This is a genomic window from Streptomyces sp. DI166, assembly GCF_900091315.1.
GTDB lineage: Bacteria > Actinomycetota > Actinomycetes > Streptomycetales > Streptomycetaceae > Streptomyces > Streptomyces fuscus.
This window is the reverse complement of record NZ_FLSP01000027.1, coordinates 55,724-74,295: the sequence shown is the minus strand read 5'-3', so window position 1 is coordinate 74,295 and position 18,572 is coordinate 55,724. Positions and strand designations below refer to the sequence as shown.

At 71.1% G+C, this 18,572-nt stretch carries 16 protein-coding genes and 2 tRNA genes; 7 read left to right on the top strand and 11 right to left on the bottom strand.

Annotated features, from left to right (window positions below; all coding sequences use genetic code 11):
• Positions 1-13: 13 nt before the first annotated feature.
• Positions 14-87, top strand: a tRNA-Lys gene (locus GA0115233_RS15870).
• Between the two features lie 111 nt (positions 88-198).
• Here GA0115233_RS15870 and GA0115233_RS15865 read toward each other — a convergent pair.
• From GA0115233_RS15865 to GA0115233_RS15845, 5 genes are all read right to left on the bottom strand, one after another.
• Positions 199-1,848, bottom strand: a complete 1,650-nt coding sequence (locus tag GA0115233_RS15865; protein ID WP_093720864.1) for a long-chain-fatty-acid--CoA ligase — start codon at positions 1,846-1,848, stop codon at positions 199-201.
• 47 nt (positions 1,849-1,895) lie between these two features.
• On the bottom strand, positions 1,896-2,318 hold the full coding sequence (locus tag GA0115233_RS15860) for a hypothetical protein (RefSeq protein WP_093720863.1): 423 nt from the start codon (positions 2,316-2,318) through the stop codon (positions 1,896-1,898).
• A gap of 103 nt (positions 2,319-2,421) precedes the next feature.
• Positions 2,422-3,027 carry a lytic polysaccharide monooxygenase auxiliary activity family 9 protein gene (locus tag GA0115233_RS15855; protein ID WP_093720862.1) on the bottom strand — a complete coding sequence of 202 codons (606 nt, stop codon included), beginning with the start codon at positions 3,025-3,027 and terminating at the stop codon, positions 2,422-2,424.
• Positions 3,028-3,127: 100 nt separating this feature from the next.
• Positions 3,128-4,237, bottom strand: coding sequence for an SPFH domain-containing protein (locus GA0115233_RS15850; protein ID WP_093720861.1), 1,110 nt, complete (start codon positions 4,235-4,237; stop codon positions 3,128-3,130).
• Positions 4,238-4,339: 102 nt separating this feature from the next.
• Complete coding sequence (locus tag GA0115233_RS15845; RefSeq protein WP_093720860.1) at positions 4,340-5,653, bottom strand: peptidoglycan-binding protein; 1,314 nt, start codon at positions 5,651-5,653, stop codon at positions 4,340-4,342.
• Between the two features lie 186 nt (positions 5,654-5,839).
• Here GA0115233_RS15845 and GA0115233_RS15840 point away from each other — a divergent pair.
• The 3 genes from GA0115233_RS15840 (at position 5,840) to GA0115233_RS15830 (ending at position 10,255) form a co-directional block, all read left to right on the top strand.
• Positions 5,840-5,913, top strand: a tRNA-Lys gene (locus GA0115233_RS15840).
• Between the two features lie 437 nt (positions 5,914-6,350).
• On the top strand, positions 6,351-8,321 hold the full coding sequence (locus tag GA0115233_RS15835; protein ID WP_093720859.1) for a glycosyltransferase family 2 protein: 1,971 nt from the start codon (positions 6,351-6,353) through the stop codon (positions 8,319-8,321).
• Positions 8,318-10,255, top strand: a complete 1,938-nt coding sequence (locus tag GA0115233_RS15830) for a kelch motif-containing protein (protein WP_093720858.1) — start codon at positions 8,318-8,320, stop codon at positions 10,253-10,255. The genes GA0115233_RS15835 and GA0115233_RS15830 overlap by 4 nt, the downstream gene beginning before the upstream one ends.
• A 78-nt stretch (positions 10,256-10,333) precedes the next feature.
• On the opposite strand, the gene GA0115233_RS15825 is transcribed toward GA0115233_RS15830, so the two are convergent.
• Positions 10,334-11,350 (bottom strand): glycoside hydrolase family 6 protein, encoded by a 1,017-nt coding sequence (locus tag GA0115233_RS15825; protein ID WP_093720857.1) that lies wholly within the window; start codon positions 11,348-11,350, stop codon positions 10,334-10,336.
• Between the two features lie 162 nt (positions 11,351-11,512).
• Here GA0115233_RS15825 and GA0115233_RS15820 point away from each other — a divergent pair, with 162 nt between their 5' ends.
• Positions 11,513-12,277 (top strand): GAF and ANTAR domain-containing protein, encoded by a 765-nt coding sequence (locus GA0115233_RS15820; RefSeq protein ID WP_093720856.1) that lies wholly within the window; start codon positions 11,513-11,515, stop codon positions 12,275-12,277.
• A gap of 388 nt (positions 12,278-12,665) precedes the next feature.
• On the opposite strand, the gene GA0115233_RS15815 is transcribed toward GA0115233_RS15820, so the two are convergent.
• The 5 genes from GA0115233_RS15815 to GA0115233_RS15795 form a co-directional block, all read right to left on the bottom strand.
• The gene (locus GA0115233_RS15815) at positions 12,666-13,307 is read right to left on the bottom strand and encodes a class F sortase (RefSeq protein ID WP_255310210.1); all 642 of its coding nucleotides are present in this window, start codon (positions 13,305-13,307) and stop codon (positions 12,666-12,668) included.
• A gap of 5 nt (positions 13,308-13,312) precedes the next feature.
• Positions 13,313-13,852 carry a hypothetical protein gene (locus GA0115233_RS15810; protein WP_093720854.1) on the bottom strand — a complete coding sequence of 180 codons (540 nt, stop codon included), beginning with the start codon at positions 13,850-13,852 and terminating at the stop codon, positions 13,313-13,315.
• A gap of 103 nt (positions 13,853-13,955) precedes the next feature.
• Positions 13,956-14,735 carry an HAD-IIA family hydrolase gene (locus tag GA0115233_RS15805; protein WP_093720853.1) on the bottom strand — a complete coding sequence of 260 codons (780 nt, stop codon included), beginning with the start codon at positions 14,733-14,735 and terminating at the stop codon, positions 13,956-13,958.
• A gap of 131 nt (positions 14,736-14,866) precedes the next feature.
• On the bottom strand, positions 14,867-15,637 hold the full coding sequence (locus tag GA0115233_RS15800; RefSeq protein WP_093720885.1) for an LPXTG cell wall anchor domain-containing protein: 771 nt from the start codon (positions 15,635-15,637) through the stop codon (positions 14,867-14,869).
• 182 nt (positions 15,638-15,819) lie between these two features.
• The gene (locus tag GA0115233_RS15795) at positions 15,820-16,941 is read right to left on the bottom strand and encodes an ROK family transcriptional regulator (RefSeq protein ID WP_093720852.1); all 1,122 of its coding nucleotides are present in this window, start codon (positions 16,939-16,941) and stop codon (positions 15,820-15,822) included.
• Between the two features lie 56 nt (positions 16,942-16,997).
• Between GA0115233_RS15795 and GA0115233_RS15790 the strand changes: the two genes are divergently transcribed.
• The gene (locus tag GA0115233_RS15790) at positions 16,998-18,065 is read left to right on the top strand and encodes a Gfo/Idh/MocA family oxidoreductase (protein WP_093720851.1); all 1,068 of its coding nucleotides are present in this window, start codon (positions 16,998-17,000) and stop codon (positions 18,063-18,065) included.
• Complete coding sequence (locus GA0115233_RS15785) at positions 18,062-18,559, top strand: heme-degrading domain-containing protein (RefSeq protein WP_093720850.1); 498 nt, start codon at positions 18,062-18,064, stop codon at positions 18,557-18,559. The genes GA0115233_RS15790 and GA0115233_RS15785 overlap by 4 nt, the downstream gene beginning before the upstream one ends.
• Positions 18,560-18,572 lie beyond the last annotated feature (13 nt).

Here is an 18,572-nt window from a genome sequence, read left to right as displayed (position 1 = left end):
TGGCGCGAGTCATGCGCCGCTAGCTCAGTTGGTTAGAGCAGCTGACTCTTAATCAGCGGGTCCGGGGTTCGAGTCCCTGGCGGCGCACGGTAGCGAAGACCTCTCGTGGGAGCGAGGGGTCTTCGCTTTTTCCAGGGGTTCCTGCGGCATCCGCGAGACTGCTGGGGGTCCGGGGGTCATCCCCCGGATAGTGCAGCATCAGCGGGTCCGGGGTTCGAGTCCCTGGCGGCGCACACTGGAAGGGCCTCTCGTGGGAGCGAGGGGCCCTTCGGCGTCCCTGGTAGTAAAGGGGCGGTACGTCGGTTCGTCTGGTGGGCGCCACCAGACCGGGTCCGGACAATGGACCCCCTCCCGCCTCAGCAGCGCCCGGTGAATCTTGTTCGTAGCGGTGACCGGCATCCGGTGGACAACCCGGACAAACCTGGGCGCCATCTTCGTACCCAGATCCGGCTGGGCCCGGAGAAAGGCCGAGAACGTGTCCGGGTCGAACGTGCCGGACAGGGCCGCCATCACCTGGTCCCCGGTCACCGGGTCCGGTACGGCGTACACGGCCACCGCGCGGGCGCCCTCGTACCGGGCGAGGATGTTCTCGATCATCGCGGCGGCCAGGTTCTCCCCGTCCACCCGGAGCCGGTCGTCCGCCCGCCCCGCGAAGTACAGATAGCCCTCGGCGTCCTTGCAGAACAGGTCCCCGGTCCAGTACGCCCCGTCCCGCCGCCGCTCGGCCTCCGCCCCGGGATTGCGCCAGTACCCCTCGAAGGGGTTCGGCCCACGGTTCACCAGCTCCCCGATCGCCTCGTCCCCGTTCAGCAGCCGCCCGCCCGCGTCGAACCGCGCGACCGGCCGCTCCCGCCCCGTCTCCGGATCGAGTACGACAAGACCGGGCGTCGCCCGCCCCACCGCCCCCGCCGGCGTCCCGGGCGACCACTGCACCGCCGCCCCGCCCTCGGAGGACCCGTACCCCTCCACCAGCCGCACCCCGAACCGCCGCTCGAAGGCCGCCGCGTCCGCCGCCCCCGCCTCGGTGCCGAAGCCGAGCCGCAGCGGGTTGTCCCGGTCGTCGGGGCGCGACTCGGTGGCGAGGACGTACTGGATCGCCCGGCCCACGTAGGTGAAGTACGTCGCCCCGTACGCCCGTACGTCGTCCAGGAACCCGGACGCCGAGAACCGCCGCCGCAGCGCCACGCCCGCCCCGGCGACGAGGGCGGGGGCCCAGTCGGCGATGACGGCGTTGCCGTGGAACATCGGCATGCAGATGTAGTGCACGTCGTCCGGCCGCACCCGGAACTGCTCGGCCAGCGAGCGCCCGGCGGCGGCCAGCCGACCCTGCGTGCAGATCGCGGCCTTGGGGGCGCCCGTTGAACCGGAGGTGAAGTAGAGCAGCAGCCGGTCGCGCGCGGTGGCGCGGGAGGCGTCGGGGCGGGCGCCCGCGTAGGGCGCGAGCAGGGCGTCGTACTCCGGCGTACCGGTGACCAGGACCCGCACGCCCGGCAGTGCGAGGCCGCGCAGCAACGGCAGGTGGACCGGCTCGGTGACCAGGACGCGGCACTCGGTGTGCAGGATGTCCCGCGCGAGTTCCGCTCCCCGCCGGGTGGGATTGATTCCGGCCACCGCCGCGCCCGCGAGCGCCGCCCCGGCGAGCCAGAGCGGGAACTCCAAGGTGTTGTCGAGAAGCACCCCGACATGCGGCTCCGCCCCCGGCGGCAACAGCTCCCCCAGCAGCGCCGCCCGCACGGCCGCACCGGCGGCCACCTCGTGCTGCGTCAGCACCCGCCCCTCGCACCACAGCCCCGGCCGGTGGTCCCCCCAGCGCGCCGCGACGAGTTCGGCGATACTCGTGGACTCCATGGGCGCGCAGGGTAATTGACGTACCGTCAGATTCCCAGGGCCGTTCGTCACCGGGCCAGGATGAACACCGCGAACACGGCCACCACCCCGAGGAAGCCGAGCATGCCGAGCGTGCTCACGGCCTGCCGGACGGGGCGCGGCGGCACGGCCGTGGCGGCCACCGTGGCACCGGCGCTGTAGTACACGGTCACGAAGTCCCCGGCGATCCTGCATACGGGTCCGCCCCGCTCCTCGAACCGGACGACCTGGCCGTCGGCGGTCATGAACTCGTAGACGTGGTGCCGCACCGTATGGTCCATGCCCTGCTCACCGACGCAGCGGGTCGAGGTGTACGTCCGCAGACAGCGACCCTCGGCCACCAGCCCGCTGCCCCACGCCCTGTGCAGCCGCAGCCAGTCGCGCAGGACGTCGTGGGCGGCGTAGAGAACGCCGGCGATGACGAGGAGTGGTGCGAGGACGAGCAGGTTCATGGTCGGTCCCCCGTGCCGCGGTCTTGGTCCCCCGTGCGTCCGGCCGGGCCGGTGCGCACGGGGGACCTACCCGCGGGGGAAACCGTGTTCGCTCAAGCGATGCTCAGAACGTGACGTCCGAGCACGCGTAGAACGCGTTGCCGGTGTCCGCGATCGTCCACACCGCCAGGATCACGTGCCGTCCGCTGAGCCCGGACGGCAGTCTTCCGCTGTGCGAGAGGGTCTGCGGTGGCCGCTGGCCGTTGTACGGCACCGTCAGGAACGGGGTGAGGTTGAGGTCGGACCGGGCGAGGTTGTGGTTCTGGTTCCAGCCCGGCTTGGTCACGTAGTACTTGAAGTCGGTCGTGGCGTGCATGGCCGTGAACTGCCAGCGGAAGGTGTAGCTCTGACCGCCCGTCACCTTGGTGGCCGGCCAGGCGCCGCCGTTCGGTGTGCGCGGGGAGCTGAGCTGGCTGAACTGGCCGAGCCCGGCGTTGCATATCGTGCCGTCGGCCGGGCCGCCGCCCGGGAAGCCCTTGGGCCCCTCGACGCTCTGCGGTTCCCACTGGATGGGGCCGCAGTTGGTCACGGTGCCGTTCTGGCAGAGCTTCTGCCTGCTGATGGGGAGGTCGGTGTAGCCGTGGCCGGTGGCCCCGCCGGACGAGAGCACGAAGGCTCCGGTGGTGGCGAGGCCCACCACGGCAGCGGACAACTTGGTCTTTCTGTGCATGCTGCCGCTCCTGGGAACGTGGGGGAGGTTCTGTGAGCTGTGCAGGTAGGTCTAGACCAAGTTCGAGCGTATTGCCGTTAGTTGAGCATGTCCATACCAATCAACCGGTTGTTTCTCCGCGCCCGGAGCAGAAGGCGACCGTCAGGTCCTTCACCAGCGCCTTGCGCTCGTAGTCGTCGAGTTCGACCAGCCCCCGCATGGTCAGCCGGGTCACCGTGTCCTCCACCGAGTCCACCACCGAGCTGAGCACCGAGGCCCGGTGCTGGGCGTCCAGCGCCGCGATCCGCCGCCGGTGCATCGCCGCCGCGACCTCCGGCGCGTACTCGACCCGGACCGGCTGCACCGAGAACACCTCGACCCCGACCGGCGCCGCCTCCGCCGCGACCAGCCGGGTCAGCGCCTCCCCGGCCGCGGTCACCGAACCCCGCCCCGAACCCGGCGCCTCCACCGACACCCGGGCCAGCGCCGCCTCCACGCACTCGCGCAGGTACGCCTCGTGGTCCTCCACCCCGAGGGTGGCCTTCGCGGTGTCCCGCACCCGCCACACCGCGAGCACCACCACCCTGAGCGCCACCCCGCTCGCGTCCGCCGCCGGCATCGGTTCGCTGCGCCAGTGCCGCAGCCGTACGTCCACCCGGCGGCGCAGCAGCAGCGGGTTGACCCACATCAGCCCGGTGCGCCGGACCGTCCCCCGGTAGCGGCCGAACAGGCCGAGCACCCAGGCCCGTCCGGTCCGGCCGCGGGCCAGTCCGCCGAAGCCGACCAGACCGAGGGCGCCGGCTCCGGCGTAGGCCGCCCACTGGGCGGGGCCGAGGCCCGCCGCGGTGGACAGGGGCAGCCCGAGCGCCTCCGTCGCGAGGTGCGGCAGGGTCCCCGCCCACCAGGAGGTGACCGCGCAGCCCGCGATCCCGCAGGCCCCGGCGAGGACACCGGCCGCGCCGGGCAGCACCCCGGCCGGGCGCTCGGCCAGATCCGGGTCGACCTCGGGCAGGGCTCTGGCCTGCACCGGGCCGGGGCGGCGCAGGCGCGGCTGCTCCCCGGTGCCCTGGCGGCGGCCCACCACGGCGGGCGCCAGCGGGACCGTCACCGGGTCGGGGTCGTCACGGAAGAGCAGGTGGACGGGGATCTCGGTGGTGACCTCGTTCTGGATCAGCCGCGCGGGCCGGGACGGCCCCTCGGACTCCGGTGTCGGTGAAGTGGTCGTGCTCATGCGTGCCTCCAGCCTCCGCGCCAGATGCGTCACAACAAGGGGTCCGGACCGGTCGCCGGGATGGGCGGGCCGGTCTCGGGAGAAGGGCGGCCGTCCGGCCGCTCAGAGGAACAGCCGCCGCCAGGTCTCCGGCCCCGGGTAGCCGTCCGCCGCGCCGCCCCGCCAGCCCTGGGCCCGCTGGAACGCCTCGACATTGCGCCGGTCCGCCTCGCTCCAGCGGGGCCCGGGACCGGTCGTGTAGTACTTGCCGAACCCTTTCTTCACGAGTTGCTGTCCGAGCCGGGTGACGTAGGCGTTGTTCGCCCCGGGCCGGAACATCGCCCGCCCCGGATACCCGGGCACCCCGTGCGAGGAGGGGGGCGCGGGCGGTCCGGCCGCGCCGGGGACGATGTCCTTGCCCTTGCCGCTGACCAGCAGCTCCCAGGTGTGCGGCCCCGGCAGCCCGTCCGCCTCGGCGCCCCGCCAGCCCTGCGCCTGCTGGAACGCCTGGGTGGCCCTCCGGTCCGCGTCCGTCCAGCGCGGGCCGGGTCCGGTGGTGTAGAAGCGGGCCGCGCCGCGCGCCACGAGCATGCGGCCCAGTTCGGTGACGTACTTGTTGTTGGCGCCGGGACCGAAGTAGGCGCGCCCGGGGAACGGCGCCTTGGTCTCCGGCACGGGCTCGGCCGGTTCCGCACCGCCCGTACCGCCACTGACCAGCCCCTTGTAGCGGTAGGGGACGTACCGGTCGGAGTCGCTCCAGTAGGCGTACGGGGTGGACTGCCTGCGGGCGTGCGGGGGTGTCTGCTCGTAGGCGATGTAGTAGGTGTGCGTGTGGTCGGTCCAGCCGCCGAAGATCACCACGTGGGAGCCCTTCTGGGGGTCCGCCGGGTTGTGGAACAGCAGCATGTCGCCGGGCTGGAGCTCCTCCTTGGTGATGCGCACGCCGTACTGGTCGAGCGAGCCCGTCCACTCGTTGCCGGGCAGCCCCCAGGCCATCGAGACGAACCCCGAGCAGTCCTGCCGGTATCCGTCCGTCCAGTAGCGGTACATGCTGTACGGCACCTTCGCCGCGACCCACTCCTTGGCCCGGTTGATGATCTCCGCCCGGGTGGTGGCGGGCGTCTTGGCGGGCTTGGCCGGAGCCCCGCCCGGACCGTGCAGCGGGGCCTTGCCGCCCTGCGGGGTGTCGGGCTCGTCGGCCCCCGGGAGACGGGGCAGACCGGCCGGCCCGGGTGCCTGCGGGGCCGCCAGCGCCGGTACGGCGTGGCCCGCGCCGAGCGCCGCCGAGGCGGCGGCCGCCACGATCACCGTCCGGTGGGCGGGGTGGATACCGGTGCGGCCGGTGGCGGCGTAGGGCAGGACGCGCCGCCAGTGAACGCATCCGGGGCAGTCGCAGTCGCTCGCGGGTTCGATCTCCTCGAAGACCGGAGTCTCCATGCGATACCCCTCACATTCCGTGTGGAAATGTCCGCGTGTGTACACATTCGTCAGTTTCTCAACTGTCTTCCGGGCCCGCATGCTGACGGTCCGAATGATGTACGTCACCCCGCCGAGCGGGGCCGCGGTGGGGCTGGAGTGGTCGGAAGCACCTCCCGGGGTCCGGTAGAGTGATGGTGTCAGCAGGCGCCGCTAGCTCAGTTGGTTAGAGCAGCTGACTCTTAATCAGCGGGTCCGGGGTTCGAGTCCCTGGCGGCGCACAGACCGGGAAGCCCCCTGCCAACGCGGGGGGCTTCCCGTATATCCGGATATCGACCGCCCTGACTGGGTGTCCACCAAGGGCACACAGTTCCCCCACACGCACCCCAATGAACGCGTATGACCGGTAAACACCGCGTTTCGCATCTTGCGATCATGCTGAACGCCGTAGAACCCTGGTTGCTTCAAGCTGCTACTGGTTTGCGGCACTTGGGGGGCAAGAAACCGGTTGCCGGATCGACGGGGAGAGGGGGCCCCGTTTCATGAGGTGATGCCGAGGGGGGCATCATGCAACCGGAAGGTCGCGTTTCCATGTCTAAGAAGTGGAAGATGTGGTGACGGTGACCCACCACTGATACGTCTGTGAAGGTCGAGGGGGACCTAAGCAGCCGAAGGAACCGACAGACACGCGGTGACCCTGCGTGTGGGGGGATGACTCATGACGTCGACGCCGACGGGCGCCCGGCCGAACTCCGACCCGTCACAGACCACTCAGCTCAGAGTGCCATCTCATCGGACCGGAGCGTTCAGGCGCATCAAGAAGACGCTACCGAAGTACGACTACGAGCACTACAGCCGGCTGGCGGGTCCCCTCACCCAGCCCGATCCGAACAAGCCGTACCGCGTGCAGTACCGCTCGCTGATCTCCCAGGAGCCGCACCGCATCCGGGTCGCGCTGATGCTCGCGGCGGCGCCGCTGCTCTCGCTCGTGCTGCTGGCCTGGCTGCTCCAGCCCGAGCACTGGACCGAGCGCGACTACCCCGCCTACGACTTCCTCCCGGCGCTCGACATAGTCATGCTCGTCTCGATCGGTCTGATCGAGTTCTTCCGCTGCATGAACGTCCTGTCGAACGCGCACGCCACGCTGGTCGCCCGTGACCCGATCCCGGTGGTGCCCGAGACCGGCACCCGGGTCGCCTTCCTGACCTCCTTCGTGCCCGGCAAAGAACCGCTGGAGATGGTCACCAAGACCCTGGAGGCCGCGGTCAAGCTGCGCCACCGGGGCCTGCTGCACGTGTGGCTGCTGGACGAGGGCGACGACCCCGAGGTCAAGGAGGTGTGCGCCCGGCTCGGCGTGCACCACTTCTCCCGCAAGGGCATCGCCAAGTGGAACCGGCCCAAGGGCCCGCACCGCGCCAAGACCAAGCACGGCAACTACAACGCCTGGCTGGACGCGCACGGCGACGACTACGACTTCTTCGCCTCCGTCGACACCGACCATGTCCCGCTCCCCAACTACCTGGAGCGCATGCTCGGCTTCTTCCGCGACCCGAACGTCGGCTTCGTCATCGGCCCGCAGGTCTACGGCAACTACGACAACTTCGTCACCAAGGCCGCCGAGTCCCAGCAGTTCCTCTTCCACGCCCTGATCCAGCGCGCGGGCAACAAGTACGGCGCCCCGATGTTCGTCGGCACCTCCAACGCCGTGCGCATCAAGGCGCTCAAGCAGATCGGCGGTCTGTACGACTCGATCACCGAGGACATGGCGACCGGTTTCGAGATCCACCGCCACAAGAACCCGGCCACCGGCAAGAAGTGGCGCTCGGTCTACACCCCCGACGTGCTCGCCGTCGGTGAGGGCCCGAGCGCCTGGACGGACTTCTTCACCCAGCAGATGCGCTGGTCGCGCGGTACGTACGAGACGATCCTCAAGCAGTACTGGAAGGGCTGGTACTCGCTCCCGCCGAGCAAGCTCTTCAACTACACGATGATGATCATCTTCTACCCGATGGCGGCCATGAACTGGATCCTGGCCGCGATCAGCTGTGCGCTGTTCATGGGTCTGGGTGCCTCGGGTGTGAACATCGACCCGGTGGTCTGGCTGATGCTCTACGGCAACGCCTCCGCCCTGCAGATCGGCCTGTACGTCTGGAACCGCCGCCACAACGTCTCGCCGCACGAGCCGGAGGGCTCCGGCGGTGTGGCCGGCATGGTGATGTCCGCGCTGTCGGCGCCGCTGTACGCCAAGGCGCTGATCGACTCGCTGCTGCGTCGCAAGAGCAAGTTCGTGGTGACCCCGAAGGGTGACTCGGCCAGCCCCGACCGCTGGTTCGGAACCTTCCGCTACCACTGGTACTTCATCGTGATCTTCGGCGCGTCCATCGCGGCCGGCTTCGTCTACGGGCACGCGCACCCCGCGATGGTCACCTGGGCGACGTTCGCGATGCTGATCACCGCCACACCGATCTTTGCCTGGCGGCACATGCTGCGCCAGGAGAAGAAGAAGCCGCGGGTCCCGGCCACGCCGGAACCGGTCGCGCCGACGACGCCGCACCAGGCTCAGCCGCTGCCGACCCAGTCGGCCGGCCACCACAGCCCGCAGCACAAGCCGAGTTGGGCCGCCTCACAGGACGGCAACGACCAGACCATGCAGATCGCTCTGGGTGGACTTGGGGGACGTAAGGAATGAAAGACCAGGCCGGCCGCCGCCGTGTCCGTCGACTCGCGATAGGCACGGCGGTGGTGCTCGCGCTGGCCGGGATGAACGGTCCGTGGCTCTACCGCTTCGGCACCGAGAAATACCACCAGTACCAGATCAACCGACCGGAGTACAAAGCCGACAACGGCCACTGGGAGATCGTCGACTTCCCGGAGGAGTACCGGCAGAACACCATCCACGCGGCGCTGCTGCGCACCGGCAAGGTGCTGCTCGTCGCGGGCTCCGGCAACAACCAGGAGAACTTCGACGCGAAGAAGTTCGACACCAGGATCTGGGACCCGGTCAAGGGCACGATCAAGAAGGTGCCGACACCCAACGACCTCTTCTGCACGGGCCACACCCAGCTCGCCAACGGCAACCTGCTGATCGCGGGCGGCACCAAGCGGTACGAGAAGCTCCAGGGTGACGTCACCAAGGCCGGCGGCCTGATGATCGTCCACAACGAGAACCCGGACAAGCCGATCACGCTGCCCGCGGGCACGAAGTTCACCGGCAAGGAGAACGGCAAGACGTTCGTCTCCAAGGACCCGGTGCTGGTGCCGCGCGCGAAGAAGGTCTTCGACAAGCAGACCGGCGAGTTCCTGCGCAACGACCCCGGTCTGGGCCGGATCTACGTCGAGGCGCAGAAGAGCGGCTCCAAGTACGAGACCGGCACCGAGGACAACTACAAGGTGCAGGGCCTGTCCGGAGCGGACGCGCGTAACACGTACGGCATAGCGCAGAAGCTCGCCCTGGACAAGAAGGACTTCCAGGGCATCCGGGACGCCTACGAGTTCGATCCGGTCGCCGAGAAGTACATCAAGGTCGACCCGATGAAGGAGGCCCGCTGGTACCCGACGCTCACCACACTGAGCGACGGCAAGATCCTCAGCGTCTCCGGGCTCGACGACATCGGCCAGTTGGTGCCGGGCAAGAACGAGGTCTACGACCCGAAGACCAAGAAGTGGACCTACACCGACAAGGTCCGCCAGTTCCCGACGTATCCGGCGCTGTTCCTGATGCAGAACGGGAAGATCTTCTACTCCGGGTCCAACGCGGGCTACGGCCCCGACGACGTCGGGCGCGACCCCGGTGTCTGGGACGTGGAGACCAACAAGTTCACCAAGATTCCCGGGATGAGCGACGCCGACCGGCTGGAGACCTCCGGCACCGTGCTGCTGCCTCCGGCGCAGAACGAGAAGTACATGGTCATCGGCGGCGGCGGGGTCGGTGAGTCGAAGGAGTCCAGCGAGAAGACCCGGCTGGTGGACCTGAAGGCCGACAACCCGAAGTTCGTGGACGGTCCTTCGCTGGAGAAGGGCACCCGTTACCCGCAGGCGTCGATCCTGCCCAACGACGAGGTGCTGATCTCCGGCGGTTCGGAGGACTACCGCGGCCGCGGCGACTCCAACATCCTTCAGGCGCGGATCTACGACACCGAGAAGAACGACATGCGCCGGGTCGCCGATCCGCTGGTGGGCCGCAACTACCACTCCGGGTCGATCCTGCTGCCCGACGGGCGTGTGATGTTCTTCGGTTCGGACTCGCTGTTCGCGGACAAGGCGAACACCAAGCCGGGCAAGTTCGAGCAGCGGATCGAGATCTACACGCCGCCGTACCTGTACCAGGGTTCGCGTCCGTCGCTGTCCAAGGGGACGGAGGAGATCGCGCGCGGTGAGACGGGCACGTTCACCTCGCAGCACGCCTCGTCCATCAAGAAGATGCGGCTGATGCGGCCGAGCGCCACCACGCACGTCACGGACGTCGACCAGCGGTCCATCGCGCTGGACTTCGAGAAGGACGGCAACGAGCTGACGGTGACCATGCCGAAGAACAAGAACCTTGTTCAGTCCGGCTGGTACATGCTGTTCGCGGTCGACGACCAGGGCGTGCCGTCCGAGGCACAGTGGGTGCACGTGCCGTAGCGGCGGTCACTCACGGGAAATCCCCGCGCCCCTCCCGGGGCGCGGGGATTTTCGCTTACCGGCCTCCTCGGCCCGCTGTCACTTGCTGGCCTTGGCCAGGTTCAGCGCGTACTCCGGCCACCACTCGCCGGCCTTGGGGCCGCCCTTGCACTCGCCGTCGGACTCGCCGGGGCGCTTGACCCAGACGTAGGCGTCGACCAGCGGGTCGGCGGTCTTCGTGGTCGGGGTCTCGCCGAGGGCGCGGCCGGGCGGGTTGCACCAGCGCTCGCCGGCGTCGCCCTCCTGGTAGGGGCCGTTGCCGTTGCGGCTGGTGTCGATCACGAACGGCTTGTTGCCGATCTTCGCCGAGAGGGTCTTGCCGTACTTGATGGAGTCCTCGGTGGTGTAGAAGTTCGAGACGTTCACCGCGAAGCCGTCGGCCTTGTCGATGCCCGCCCACTGCAGCGGCTCGAAGATCTGGTCCGGGTTGCCCCAGCCCGCGTTGCCCGCGTCCAGGTACACCTTGGTGTTCTTCAGCGACTTGAGCTTCTCGATCGCGCCCTTGAGCAGGTCGTAGCGCTCCTCGTGGAACTCGTCCGGGGTGCAGCCGTCGACCAGGTGCAGTACGGCGTCCGGTTCGAGGATGACGGTCGCCGAGCGCTCGCCGATGCCCGCGACGACGCCGTCGACCCACTCGCGGTAGGCGTCGCCGTCGGCGGCGCCGCCCTGGGAGTACTGGCCGCAGTCGCGGTGCGGGATGTTGTAGAGGACCAGCAGCGCCGTACGGCCCGCCTTGTCGGCGGCCTCGGTGTAGCCGCGCGCCTCGTCCTCCGGATTGTCCGGCCCGATCCACTCGCCGGTCGGCTGCTCGGCGATCTTGCGGATCTGGTCGGCCTGGGCGTCCTTGCCGTCCTTCTCGTACGCGGCGACCTGCTGGGCCGCGTTGCCGTCCGGGTTGACCCAGAACGGGTCTATCTCCTTCGGCTGCTGGGTAATCCCGGCCGCGTTCTCCGGCTCGTCACCCCCGCCGTCCGACGAAGAGCACCCCGCGATCAGCAGCGCCGCCCCCAGCACCATCGCGGTGGCCCCCCTGTGGGCCCCCCTCCTGCCGTACATCCACTCCCCCTTGGGTGCACTGTTCCAAGCCCCAATCCTGACACACCCCCGCCGGGGCCAACGAGGTCGACCGAGCCTTGTCCGTGAGCTGTTACAGGCAGGGGGGCGAGGGTAGGTGCGCCGCTGGGCAGGCGGGCGACGGGCGAAGGGACGTGGGGAAACATGCGGTGCGAGAACCGGGAGGCACTCCTGGCGGCGGCTCTGGTGGAGGCGGCGGACACACTGACGGACGGGTTCGAGACCACGGCCCACTTACGGCGGGTCAGCGACCGCTGCGTGGAGCTGCTCGGCGCCCGGGCCGCCGGGTTCATGCTGATCGACGGGGGCCGTACGGCCTCGCTGGCGGGCAGCGGCGAGCCGTGCGACCTCGCGCTGGACCTCCTGCGGGCCCAGTCCGGCGGCGGGCCCTGCCTGGACAGCTGCGGTACGGGCCGCCCGGTGCCGCCGGTGTCCCTCGGCACAGCGCATGCCGGTGCCCGCTGGCCGGTCTTCACCGAGCTGGCGCTGCGGCACGGGGTGGCGGTGACGTTCGCGGTCCCGGTGCGCGGTCGCGGATCCCTGCTGGGCGCCCTGAACGTCTTCACCGCCGCCCTCCCGTCCGACGCCCAGCTGGTCCTGGCCCAGACCCTGGCCGACGCCACGGCCCTGGGCCTGGCCAACCACCACGCCTACGCCCACTGCCGCACCCTGGCCACCCAGCTCCAGCAGGCCCTCTCCAGCCGGGTCCGCATAGAACAGGCCAAGGGAATGCTGGCGGAACGCTGGAACACGACCCCGGACACGGCCTTCCTGACCCTGCGCGGCCATGCCCGCCGTCACCAACTCCCCCTGGACACGGTGGCCCGCTGGGTGACCGACCGCACGGAGGAGGCGACGCGGCTCCGCCGGGGGCCGGAGCCCGGGGAGGGGCCGGGCGGAAGGTCGTAGGGGGATGTGCGGCGCCGGTGCCCGGCCGGCCATTGGCGGCCCGAACCCGCCGAATCCCCACCCGGCGAACTGCCCCTCCGCACGCGCCGCGCACCGTGTGGCGCCGGTTCCTGTCCGGGCGGGTGCGGTCCCGCCGCCGGGACCCGGCATTCCGGGCGTGGGCGTCGGCGCCGTGTCGGGCCGGACGGGCTCTAGGCCAGGGGCGTACGTCCGTTCTAGAGTCGTGTCTGACGGCCCCAGCCCCCGGTCTGTCGCCTCCCGTTGGGATGGCCACCCCAGCCTCCCGCGCCTGTCGCCGGGTTACTCCCGCAGCCCGTGCGCGCGCGGTCGAGGACCCAGCCCGGTCGGCGGCTTCGAGGGGAGCGGGTCGTCGACCGGGTCAGGTGGGTCACAGGCCGGTGCCGGTGAGGTACGCCGAGACCACCACGTTCGCGGTGTAGCTGCGGGTGATCCGGTCGAAGGCGCCGCCGCAGGTGATGAGCCGCAGTTCGGCGCGGCCCGGCTCGCGGGCGCCGTACGCCTGGCGGGCGTCGAAGCGTTCGCGGGTGACGACGCGGACGTCGTCGACGGTGAACTCCGCGACCCGCCCGTCGTCCCGGAGCACCCGGACCGTCTCCCCGGGCTTCATCGCGCTGATCTTGTAGAAGACGGCCGGCCGGGTCTCGGTGTCGACGTGCCCGACCAGCACCGCCGCCCCCTTCGCGCCGGGCGCCGCGCCTCCCGCGTACCAGCCGACCAGGCCGGGCTGGTCGAAGGGTGGCGGGTCGACCGCGCCCTGCGGATCGAGGCCGCGGGCGACCACGGGCGCCTGGACGCCGAGCGCGGGGATGTCGACGCGCTGCGGACCGGCCTCGCCGAGCGGGCTGGCGGCGGGCGGCAGGTCGACGTCGGGCGGGCGGCCCACCGCCGCCATGTCGCCGGTGGTGGGCGTCGACATCCCGGGCCGTACGTCGGTGACCTCCCGCCCCCACAGCCACAGGGCGAGCAGCAGCACCGCCCAGGCCGTGCAGGTCAGGACCCGGCCGGACACCGCGGTCACTCCGTCCCGCGGCTCCGGCGGGCGCTCCTGAGCGCCACGGCCGTCGCCGCGACACCGGCGAGAACCAGGCCGACCACAGCGTGTGGCGCGCCGGGGCCGGTCGCGGCGGACGGTGTCTCCTCACCGGCGAAGTGCGCCGCGGAGCCACCGCCGCCCGCCTTCACCGGGGCGACCGGGGAGGCCGGGGCGTCGGGTTCGTTGTCGACCGGCAGCGTGACCTTGTACTCGGTGTTGCCGCAGGTGACCTTGACGTCGTAGGAGCCGACCTCGACGGAGGACTGGATGCGGCTCTCGCCGACCAGCGTGCCGTCCTCGTCGGTGGCGGTGAGCTTGATGTCCGAGACGAACACCTCCGACACCGCGCTCGCGGTCTTCTCGGAGCAGCCCGTCAGGCGCAGTGCCACATCGGAGCCCGGGGCGGGCGAGGCGGGGTTCACGGAGATGCCCCCTCCCCCGTCCGCCGCGTACGCCACCGGGGTGAGCGCCGCGGCGACTACCGCAGCACCTGCACAGAGAGTGACTTTTATTGAGCCCATCGTGAACCTCCAGTTACCTGGAGCGTCCTCCCGGGCCACGGGCCCCGCATCCGCAGCGGGGCCCGACTGCTCCGTCCGGGTTGTTTTCCGCGGGAGGGAGGTTTCAGATCCGCTCGACGAGGTCCGCGATGGAGTCGACGACCTGGGAGGGCCGGTACGGGAAGTTCTCCACCTGCTCCGGCCGGGTCAGCCCGGTGAGCACCAGGAAGGTCTGCATCCCGGCCTCGATGCCGGCCAGCACGTCGGTGTCCATGCGGTCGCCGATCATCGCGCTGGTCTCGGAGTGGGCGCCGATGGCGTTCAGGCCGGTGCGCATCATCAGGGGGTTCGGCTTGCCCGCGAAGTAGGGCTGCTTGCCGGTCGCCTTGGTGATCAGCGCGGCCACGGCACCGGTGGCGGGGAGGGGGCCCTCGGTGGACGGTCCGGTCTCGTCGGGGTTGGTGGCGATGAAGCGGGCGCCGCCGTTGATGAGCCGGACCGCCTTGGTCATGGCCTCGAAGGAGTAGGTGCGGGTCTCGCCGAGCACCACGTAGTCCGGCTCGTGGTCGGTGAGGACGTAGCCGATGTCGTGCAGCGCCGTGGTCAGACCGGCCTCGCCGATGACGTACGCGGAACCGCCGGGCCGCTGGTCGGCCAGGAACTTGGCGGTGGCCAGCGCGGAGGTCCAGATGTTCTCGATCGGGACTTCCAGGCCCATGCGGTTGAGCCGGGCGTGCAGATCGCGCGGGGTGTAGATGGAGTTGTTGGTCAGCACCAGGAACGGCTTGCCGGACTCGCGGAGCTTCTTGATGAAGGCGTCGGCGCCGGGGATCGGTACGCCCTCGTGGATCAGCACACCGTCCATGTCGGTGAGCCATGACTCGATCGGCTTGCGGTCTGCCATGTGCGGGACTCCTGGCATACGTACGGGATGGGCGAGAGGCGCCGGAACCACGGCGTACCGACGCCCTCAGCCTAGTCAGGAAGTCGCCGTCCTGACCCCGTCGATCACACAGTTCGCAGGCCGCACGGCGGTCAGCGGCGTTTACGCAGGAGCAGCAGCAGGCCGCCGCCGGCCAGCAGCGCGGCGGCCAGGGTGGCGGCGACGGCCGCGGTGGGACTTCCGGTGCTGGCAAGCTCGTTGGCGAAGGAGCGCGGGGGCGGGGTGGCCCCGGTGGAGGCCGCCGGGCTCGCCGTGTCCTCCGGGTCGAGCGGGGTCTCCGGGTCGGTGTCGATGCCGAAGCGGTAGTCGTTGGACTGCCCGATCCACTCGCCGTCGTCGTCGTGGCGCTGGACGATCGCGGCGTTCACGGTGACGCGGTTGGGCCGGGCGTCGGAGGTGACGGCGAGCCGCACCTTCACGGTGACGGTGTCGCGGGGGCCGACGGTGAACCCGGGGAAGTCGTCGAAGGCGCCGACGAGTTCGTGCTCGTCGGTGAGTTCGAAGCGGACGGGGTGGACCTCGTCACCGGCGTAGAACTCCAGCCGGGGCTGGGCGGGTGTGAGGGCCCGGCGTTCGTCGACGAGCACGACGACGGGGTGGACGTTGCGGCAGGTGCGGCCGGTCCGGTTGGTCAGCTCCAACTGCCAGGTGCCGTACCCTCCCCCGGCCTCGTAGGACCTGGGCCCGCCCCGGATGCGGGTGCTCAGCGGGAAGGCCCGCCCGTCGGACGCGGCACAGGCGTCCTCCGCGTCGGCGGCGTGGGCGGCTCCGGGCGTCAGGAGCAGGCCCGCGGCACCGGCGAGGGCGACGGGCAGGGACAGTAAACGGCAGCGGGCGAGGGAGGCGGGAGTGAACAGTCGCATGGACACATGACCATGTCGTACGACTGGCCGGGCTCGGGTACGCCACACCGGGCGCGCCTCCGTAACCGCCCGATCGGACGCCCCTCCCCTTCAGGCGATCCCCCGGCGGGTCGGCCCCTCAGCCGATCCCCCGGCCTGGTCGGCCTCAGCCGACCCCCCGCCCGAACGAACACCCCTCACCCTCAGCCGACCCCCCGCCCGAACACCGGCCCCAGCAGCAGCTGCGCCGCCCCCTCCGCGACCTCCCGTCCCGCGCCGGGTGCCACCCGTACCGGGACCGGCTCCTCGCCGACTCTCCGGCCGCGTTCCGTGAGCACGTCCGCGACGCCCCGTACGAAGCACTCCGGGCGGGCCGCGACCGTACGGCCGCCCAGCAGGACCGTGTCGATGTCGAGGAGCGCGACCAGGTTCTGGGCGCCCGTGCCGAGTACCCGGGCCGCCTCCTCGAAGTCGCCGCGGGCCACGGCCGCCAGGCACAGCGCCTCCACGCACCCGCGGTTGCCGCACTCGCACACCGGTCCGTCGAGCTGGATCACCTGGTGCCCGAACTCCCCGGCCCCGGTCCGCGCGCCCCGGTGCACCACGCCCCCGAGCACCAGTCCGCCGCCGAGGCCCGCGCCGAAGTGCAGATAGGCGAAGGACTCCCCCGCACCGCCGGCCGCGAGCCCGAGGGCGGCCGCGTTGGTGTCCTTGTCGACCACCACGGGCACCCCGAGCCCGCCCTCCAGGGCCTGTCTGAGCGGGAAGCGGTCGAACTCGGGGTATCCGGTGACCTTGTGCAGCACGCCCTGGGCGTGGTCCAGCGGGCCGGGCAGGCCCACGCCCACCCCGAGCAGCGCGCCGACCGCCCGCTCCCCGAGCAGCGCCGTCACCTCCCGGGTGACACCGTCCACGACCGCCGCACGGCCCGCGCCGAGCCCGAGCGGCGCCGTCCGCTCGGCCACCACCGCCCCCGTCAGGTCCACCAGCACCGCCCGCAGCGCGTCCCGGTCCAGGTGCACGCCGACCGCGTGCCCGGCCTCCGGGACCAGGCGCAGGACGGTACGCGGCTTGCCGCCGGTGGACGCCCGTTGCCCGGCCTCGGTCGCCATGCCCTCGGCCCGCAGCCGTGCGGTGATCTTGCTGACGGCCTGCGGGGTCAGTCCGATCCGCTCGGCCAGCTCCAGCCTGCTGATCCCGTCCGGACCGGCGGTGCGCAGCAGATCCAGCACCAGCGCGGCGTTGTGGCTGCGCAGCCCCGGCAGATTCACCCCGGCCGCCGCGCCGCCCGCCCCCGTGCCACTGATTCCCCTTGTCCTGCTCACGCCCCCATTCTCCCCACCGCTTGCACTTTGGCAACAGCGTTGCGAAAGTAGGAGCCATGACTGGCACACCTCTGCGCACCGGCCTGATCGGCTACGGCCTCGCCGGCTCCGTCTTCCACGCCCCGCTGATCACCGCCACCGAGGGCCTGGTCCTCGACACGGTGGTCACCGCCAACCCGGAGCGGCAGCAGCAGGCCCGCGCCGGGCACCCGGACGTCCGGATCGCCACCGGCCCCGACGAGCTGTTCGCGCGCGCCGACGAGCTCGACCTGATCGTCATCGCCTCCCCGAACAAGACGCACGTCCCGCTGGCCACCGCCGCCCTGAAGGCGGGCCTCCCGGTCGTCGTGGACAAGCCGGTCGCCGGGACCGCCGCCGAGGCCCGTGAGCTGGCGGCGCTGGCCGAGGAGCGCGGGGTGCTGCTGTCGGTCTTCCAGAACCGCCGCTGGGACAACGACTTCCTCACCCTGCGCAAGCTGATCGCCGAGGGCGAGCTGGGCGACGTCCAGCGCTTCGAGTCCCGCTTCGAGCGCTGGCGGCCCCAGCTCAAGGGCGGCTGGCGCGAGTCCGGCGACCCGGCGGAGATCGGCGGTCTCCTCTACGACCTCGGCAGCCATGTCGTCGACCAGGCCCTGGTCCTCTTCGGCCCCGCCGCCAGCGTGTACGCCGAGTCCGACGTCCGCCGTCCGGGCGCCGAGACCGACGACGACACCTTCATCGCGATCACCCACACCAACGGGGTCCGCTCCCACCTCTACGTCTCCGCCACCACCGCCCAGCTCGGCCCCCGCTTCCGGGTCCTCGGCTCCAGGGCCGGCTACGTCAAGTACGGCCTCGACCCCCAGGAGGCGGCCCTGCGCGACGGCGAGCTGCCCGGCGAGGGCTGGGGCACCGAGCCGGAGGAGCTGTGGGGCCGGGTCGGCGCCGGAGAGTCCCCGCTGACCGGCGGCGGGCGCCCCGAACCGACCCTCCCCGGCGACTACCCCGCGTACTATGCGGCCGTGGCCAGGGCCATCGCCGAGGGCGGCACCAACCCGGTGACCGCTCTGGAGGCGGCCGCCGCCCTCGATGTGCTGGAGGCGGCGCGCCGTTCGGCCCGTGACGGAGTGACGGTGACGCTGTGACGGTCAAGAACGGGTTCACCCCGGAGATCACCCCGACCATCGAAGAGCTCCAGGCGCAGGAACGCCGCCTGGTCTTCCGGGAGTTCACCGCCGAGGACGCCTGGCGACTCGGCTCCCTCCTGGTGGAACTGGCCCGGGAGCGCCAGGCCCCGGTGGCCGTCGACATCCACCGCGCGGGCCAGCAGCTCTTCCACGCCGCGCTGCCCGGTGCCACTCCGGACAACGACGCGTGGATCGCCCGCAAGCGCCGGGTGGTGGAGCGCTACCACTCCTCGTCGTACCTGGTCGGCGCGAAGGCCCGGGCCAAGGGCACGACGTTCGAGGAGTCCTCCCGCCTCGACCCCGACGTCTACGCCGCGCACGGCGGCTCCTTCCCCCTCACGGTGGAGGGGGTCGGCGTCATCGGCGCGGTGACGGTGAGCGGTCTGCCCCAACTGGAGGACCACCGCTTCGTGGTGGAGGCGCTGGAGGAGTACCTCAGCAAGTCCCAGTAGGAACCCGGATGTC

Excerpts from the sequence above, each read along its gene's own strand:
- GA0115233_RS15835 (WP_093720859.1), top strand. The coding sequence starts at position 6,351 with ATGACGTCGACGCCGACGGGCGCCCGGCCGAACTCCGACCCGTCACAG.
- GA0115233_RS15805 (WP_093720853.1), bottom strand. The coding sequence starts at position 14,735 with ATGGCAGACCGCAAGCCGATCGAGTCATGGCTCACCGACATGGACGGT.
- GA0115233_RS15800 (WP_093720885.1), bottom strand. The coding sequence starts at position 15,637 with ATGCGACTGTTCACTCCCGCCTCCCTCGCCCGCTGCCGTTTACTGTCC.
- GA0115233_RS15830 (WP_093720858.1), top strand. The coding sequence starts at position 8,318 with ATGAAAGACCAGGCCGGCCGCCGCCGTGTCCGTCGACTCGCGATAGGC.
- GA0115233_RS15860 (WP_093720863.1), bottom strand. The coding sequence starts at position 2,318 with ATGAACCTGCTCGTCCTCGCACCACTCCTCGTCATCGCCGGCGTTCTC.
- GA0115233_RS15790 (WP_093720851.1), top strand. The coding sequence starts at position 16,998 with ATGACTGGCACACCTCTGCGCACCGGCCTGATCGGCTACGGCCTCGCC.
- GA0115233_RS15820 (WP_093720856.1), top strand. The coding sequence starts at position 11,513 with ATGCGGTGCGAGAACCGGGAGGCACTCCTGGCGGCGGCTCTGGTGGAG.
- GA0115233_RS15855 (WP_093720862.1), bottom strand. The coding sequence starts at position 3,027 with ATGCACAGAAAGACCAAGTTGTCCGCTGCCGTGGTGGGCCTCGCCACC.
- GA0115233_RS15845 (WP_093720860.1), bottom strand. The coding sequence starts at position 5,653 with ATGGAGACTCCGGTCTTCGAGGAGATCGAACCCGCGAGCGACTGCGAC.
- GA0115233_RS15865 (WP_093720864.1), bottom strand. The coding sequence starts at position 1,848 with ATGGAGTCCACGAGTATCGCCGAACTCGTCGCGGCGCGCTGGGGGGAC.
- GA0115233_RS15825 (WP_093720857.1), bottom strand. The coding sequence starts at position 11,350 with ATGTACGGCAGGAGGGGGGCCCACAGGGGGGCCACCGCGATGGTGCTG.
- GA0115233_RS15850 (WP_093720861.1), bottom strand. The coding sequence starts at position 4,237 with ATGAGCACGACCACTTCACCGACACCGGAGTCCGAGGGGCCGTCCCGG.
- GA0115233_RS15810 (WP_093720854.1), bottom strand. The coding sequence starts at position 13,852 with ATGGGCTCAATAAAAGTCACTCTCTGTGCAGGTGCTGCGGTAGTCGCC.